This window comes from Roseateles sp. (assembly GCF_049240545.1).
Classification (GTDB): domain Bacteria; phylum Pseudomonadota; class Gammaproteobacteria; order Burkholderiales; family Burkholderiaceae_C; genus Paucibacter_A.
In genome coordinates this window covers 1-4,913 of sequence record NZ_JBMLSK010000111.1, presented here as the reverse complement: position 1 = coordinate 4,913, position 4,913 = coordinate 1, and the positions used below count along the sequence as shown (strand labels likewise).

4 protein-coding genes and 1 pseudogene are annotated in these 4,913 nt (G+C 63.5%); 4 read left to right on the top strand and 1 reads right to left on the bottom strand.

The annotated features are described in order from the left end of the window. From ACOVRJ_RS07785 to ACOVRJ_RS07775, 3 genes and pseudogenes are all read left to right on the top strand, one after another. Window positions 1-291 (top strand): annotated as a pseudogene (locus tag ACOVRJ_RS07785) (polyphosphate kinase 2); the annotation flags it as partial. A 164-nt stretch (window positions 292-455) separates the two neighbouring features. After that, entirely contained in the window at window positions 456-1,136 is a 681-nt protein-coding gene (locus tag ACOVRJ_RS07780) for a hypothetical protein (RefSeq protein WP_422043316.1), read from the top strand. A 119-nt stretch (window positions 1,137-1,255) separates the two neighbouring features. Next, window positions 1,256-2,014: a phosphatase PAP2 family protein gene (locus ACOVRJ_RS07775; protein ID WP_422043315.1), complete on the top strand. Its 759-nt coding sequence runs from the start codon at window positions 1,256-1,258 to the stop codon at window positions 2,012-2,014. Window positions 2,015-2,362: 348 nt separating this feature from the next. Here the strand turns inward: ACOVRJ_RS07775 and ACOVRJ_RS07770 are convergent, their stop codons facing one another. Continuing rightward, a complete protein-coding gene (locus tag ACOVRJ_RS07770) occupies window positions 2,363-2,836 on the bottom strand; it encodes an Lrp/AsnC ligand binding domain-containing protein (RefSeq protein ID WP_422043314.1) in 474 nt (157 codons plus the stop codon). Window positions 2,837-2,940: 104 nt separating this feature from the next. On the opposite strand from ACOVRJ_RS07770, the gene ACOVRJ_RS07765 reads away from it, so the two are divergent. Next, a partial coding sequence (locus ACOVRJ_RS07765) for a proline dehydrogenase family protein (protein WP_422043313.1) occupies window positions 2,941-4,913 on the top strand: 1,973 nt, incomplete at its 3' end.

The window sequence follows — 4,913 nt, the reverse complement described above, 5'->3', positions numbered from 1 at the left end:
AAGCAGTGGAAGCTCAGCCCCATGGACCTGGAGTCGCGCCGCCGCTGGGAGGACTACACCAAGGTCAAGGAAACGATGATGGAGCGCACCCACATCCCCGAGGCGCCTTGGTGGGTGGTGCAGGCGGTGGACAAGAAAAAAGCCCGCCTGAACTGCATGGCGCATTTGTTGTCGCAGATGCCGTATCACGAGATCGAGCATGCGCCGGTAACCCTGCCGCCGCGCGAGCGCCACGACGACTATCTGCGCCAACCGGTGCCGCCTGAGATGATCGTGCCGGAGATTTACTGAGCTTGGCTTGCCCCCATTTCGGGCGATGGACGGTGAGGGATCGGCGGGTTGCAATGCGCCCGCTCTTTCATTTGTCGTCTACTTCGCGAGCTCCAACGATGCCCTCTATTCAAACTTCGACCGCTAGCGCACTTTCTTCGCGAAGCCGCCCACGTATCCTCTCGATGACGGCTTTGGCCTTGGGTCTGAGCCTCTTGCAGGCCTGTGGCGGTGGTGGCAGTTCGTCGGAACCCGAACCCATCAAGCCCAGCAGCTATGACCTGCAGGCCGCGATGACCCAGTACTACACCAAGGCCCAAAGCTGGTCTTTGAGCGGCACCTCGGGGACGACGCCGATCACCATGGTTCTGAGCTTGACGCCCAAAACAGGGACAGCGGTCTTCCCGGTCAACGGCAAGTCCTATGCCTACACGCTGCAGGCAATGAAGCTGAGCGCCAATGGGCGGAGCACGACCTCCAGCTCTGAGCTGTTCTTCGATCCGGCCCTGGTTCAAACCGAGGCCAACAGCTCGCGCAGCGATGATGCTTGCGAACTGGCCCAGACCAAGGGCAGCTTTTCGCGCAGCGCCAAAGTGGGCGACAGCGGCCCCAACGGCAGCGGCGTCGAGTATGTGAGCTGCGCCCCCGGGGCCGCGGTCGAGGCGAACTACGTCGACACCTGGCAGGTGAAAGAAGAAGGTGGCCGGGTGCTGCTGTGCCTGAACCGCACGTCCAAGGTGGTGGCGACCGGATTCAGCCGTGTGGGCGCGCAGTGTCATCAACTGCTGGCGGACGGCAGTTTGGGTTCTTTCATCAGCATCAGCTATGTCTCCGAAGACGGCTCGATGTCGGTGAAGACGCCTTGAACTTGCTGAGTTCCACGGCGCGGCCCGCTGCGAATCAGCGCTTCGTCGGCTTCCTGAATGCCCTCAGGTGTTTTGCCGGGCCCCGTTGTTCTGTCATCCGCGGCCCTTAGCATCGAGTGATGACTTTGGCCCCGATTCCTTTTGACCTTGCCGCTTTCTGGCATTTCTTGACGCGTTGGGGCGAGATTCAGCTCTTGCTGCCCTTGGCGCTGCTGGCTCAGGTGTTTTTGTGGCGTCAGCGGCCGAGTGATGTTGGATCGGGGAAGGCGAGTGTGCTGCGTCGCTGGGTCTGGGGCTTGGGCTTGGCCATCGCCCTGACCGCCGCCAGCAAGCTGGCGTTTTTCGGCTGGGGCCTCGGCGTGTCGGCCTGGAACTTCACCGGCATCTCGGGCCATGCCATGGCTTCGGCGGCCATTCTTCCGGGCTTGGCTTGGGTGGCGGCTCGGGGTCAGCCCCTCTCAACGCAGCGCCTCTTGGTGGGCTTGGCCTTTGGCTTGGCCGCCCTGATCGCCTACTCTCGCCTCAAGGTGGGCGCACACTCACCTTCGGAGTCGCTGAGTGGTTTTTTGCTTGGCGGTTTTGTCAGCGCCTGGAGTCTGCGCGGGGCGCTGGCGACCGCAGGGCGTGGCGCGAGTTTGCCCATGTGGGTGCCGGTGGGCTTGTTGGTGGCCTTGATGGTCTTGCCGGTGGGGGCGCCTCCTTCGCGCACTCATGACAAGGTGATTCAGTTGGCGCTGAAACTGTCCGGGCGCCACAAGCCTTTTGAACGCGCCGATTTGCAGCGCGCCTTGCCGCATCGCCCCGCCCAATTCAGTGCCGCGTCGTCATCCCATTCAAGGACTTGCTCAAGGCCCGCGCCCACAGTTGCAGCAAGCTAGCGTCTTGGTCCTCGGTGACTTGCAAGCCGTTGTGCAATTCGAAACTGGAGTCGAACCATCCGCAAGTGCTGTAGACCGGAGCCAGCGGCTCGGAGGCGTCGGCAACTGGTGCGGAGGAGACTTTGGTCCTCGGAGCCGAGGACAGGTTGGTCTTGGACTGGCTGACAAGCACTTGCATGATGGGACTCCGTAGGACGATCAGGAGGAGGGGAGGCTGTTGTGCCGCCGCTTTGGGAGGCGCGTCCAAACTTTCGTGCATTCCTCCACACAATCCCATCACACCGGGGGTGGGGTGATGGGGGAGGGGGACACCCCCCCTTCTGCCGATTCCCCCAAACGGGGGGGAGTTCAGAACGGCAGTGCCGTCGTGTTTTTCACCTCCTCCATCACCGCGTAGGTGCGGGTTTCGCGCACGCCGGGCAGGGTCCAGATGACGCTGCCGATGAACTCGCGGTAGGCGCTCATGTCGGACACCCGCGTCTTCAGCAGGTAGTCAAAGCCACCGGCGACCAGATGGCATTCGAGGATTTCGGGCCGGGCTTGAACGGCGGCCTTGAAGTTGTCCATCACGTCTTGTACCGTGCGGTCCAGCAGGATCTCGATGAAGACCAACATCGCTGCGCCGAGCTTTTCCGGGTTCAGCCGGGCTTCGTAGCCGAGGATGTAGTTCTCACGGGTCAGGCGTTTGACGCGTTCCAGCACCGCCGTGGGTGAGAGGTGCACCGCCTCGGCCAACTTCAGATTGGAGATGCGACCGTCGCTCTGCAGTACCCGCAGGATGCGCATATCGATCTTGTCCAGGGTGCTCGTTTCGTCGTTCATGCTGGATTTTCAACTGCCGAATGGGAAATCATCTGAATTTAATCCATCTGGATCATTTTTATAGTTCGGAACTTCGCTAGAAACCGCCCAACAAGGGGAATTCCATGACCGCTTTCGCTCTGCCACCCGAAGCCGCCCGCTTGCCCGGCCCTTATCGCGAGGAGATCGCGGTGGTCCATGCCCTGGCCCAAACCATGGCCGAGCGCTTGGATTGGTCGGCCGTGCTGAGCCTGGCCGGCCCCTGGGTGCAGCAGGTGCGCGCCAACCCAGCGCCCTTCTGGGCGATGGAGTCCTTGCTGCGCGAATACCCGATCAGCAGTGCCGAGGGTCTGGCCCTGATGCGCCTAGCCGAAGCGCTCTTGCGCGTGCCGGATGCGCCCACCGCCATCGCCCTGACGGCCGACCAACTCGGCCGCGCCGACTTTGCTGGCGCTTCCGAAGGCCCGCACAAGATGCTGGCCAGCCTGTCGGCCTCGGCCATTTCTTTGTCGAAGAAGTTCCTGCCCGACGCCGAAGGCCAGGGCGGCTTGATGACCCGCCTGGGTTCGCAGACCGTGGTCGCCGCCACCGTGCGTGCCATCCAGTTGCTGGGCCGCCAGTTCGTGCTGGGCCGCAATATCCAAGAAGCCATGAGCGAGGCTGCCAGCGCCCGCAAGGTCCAGCCGCAGCTGAGCTTCAGCTATGACATGTTGGGCGAGGGCGCCCGCACCGAGGCCGATGCGCGCCGCTACCACGCGGCCTATATCGGCGCCATCAAAGCCATCGCCAGCGGTGCCCGCGCCGATGCGCCCGAGAGCGCTGATGGCATCTCCATCAAGCTGAGCGCCTTGTTCTCGCGCTATGAAGTGCTGCAGCGCGAGCGGGTCTTCGCTGAGCTGCTGCCGCGTGTCTGGGAGCTGATCACCCTGGCGGCTCAGGCCAATATCAATCTGACCATCGACGCCGAAGAGGTCGATCGTCTGGAAATGTCGCTGGACGTGCTGGACGCGCTGGCCGCTCGCATCGCCACGCATTACCCGCAGTGGCGTGGCTTCGGTCTGGCGGTGCAGGCCTACCAAACCCGTGCCTTGAGCGTGATCCACGAAGTGGCCGCCATCGCCAAAAAGCATGGTCTGCGCTTCATGGTGCGTCTGGTCAAGGGTGCGTATTGGGACGGCGAAATCAAGCGCGCCCAAGAGCAGGGCCTGACCGCTTACCCGGTCTTCACCCACAAGCAGCACACCGATGTGTCTTACCTGGCCTGCGCCCAGGCCTTGATCGGCCACGCCGAGGTGATCTATCCGCAGTTCGCCAGCCACAACGCCGGCACCATCGCCGCCATCGTGCTGATGGCCCGCAAGGCCGGTGCGAAGTTTGAAATGCAGCGTCTGCATGGCATGGGCGAAGGTGTCTACCGCGAGGTGCTGCGCGACGGCACGATTCCTTGCCGCGTCTACGCCCCGGTCGGCGAGCACCGCGACCTCTTGGCCTATTTGGTGCGTCGCCTGCTGGAGAACGGCGCCAACTCGTCTTTTGTGCATCAGCTGGCCGATGTGAATGTGCAAGTGCCCGAGCTGCTGGGCTCGCCGCTGGCACAGATTCAAACGCTGGGCGCCTTGCCGCTGCCCAAGGCTTTGTACCTGGACCGCTTGGGCCATGGCCGGCTCAATTCCACCGGCGCTGATCTGACCGATCTGGCGCAGCGTCAGCCGCTGTTGCGCGCCCTGGCTGAGGTGCAGGTCCTGCCGGTGGCCGAAGCCACGCCGGGCTATGTGGCCTCGACCATGGCCGGTCTGCAAGCCGGTTTTGCCGGCTGGAACAGCACGCCGGTGCAAGAGCGCGCCGCCATCCTGCGCCGCGCCGCCGATGCGCTGGACGCCCGCTTGGCCGAGTTCTGCGCACTGCTGGTGAAGGAAGCCTACAAGACCCAAGGCGACTGCATCGCCGAGGTGCGCGAAGCCGTGGACTTCTTGCGCTACTACGCAGATCAGGCCGAAAGCGACGCCGGTCGCATGCAAGGCCGTGGTGTCTTCGTCTGTATCAGCCCCTGGAACTTCCCGCTGGCCATCTTCGCCGGCCAGGTGGTGGCGGCGCTGGT

Excerpts from the sequence above, each read along its gene's own strand:
- ACOVRJ_RS07775 (WP_422043315.1), top strand. The coding sequence starts at position 1,256 with ATGACTTTGGCCCCGATTCCTTTTGACCTTGCCGCTTTCTGGCATTTC.
- ACOVRJ_RS07770 (WP_422043314.1), bottom strand. The coding sequence starts at position 2,836 with ATGAACGACGAAACGAGCACCCTGGACAAGATCGATATGCGCATCCTG.
- ACOVRJ_RS07780 (WP_422043316.1), top strand. The coding sequence starts at position 456 with ATGACGGCTTTGGCCTTGGGTCTGAGCCTCTTGCAGGCCTGTGGCGGT.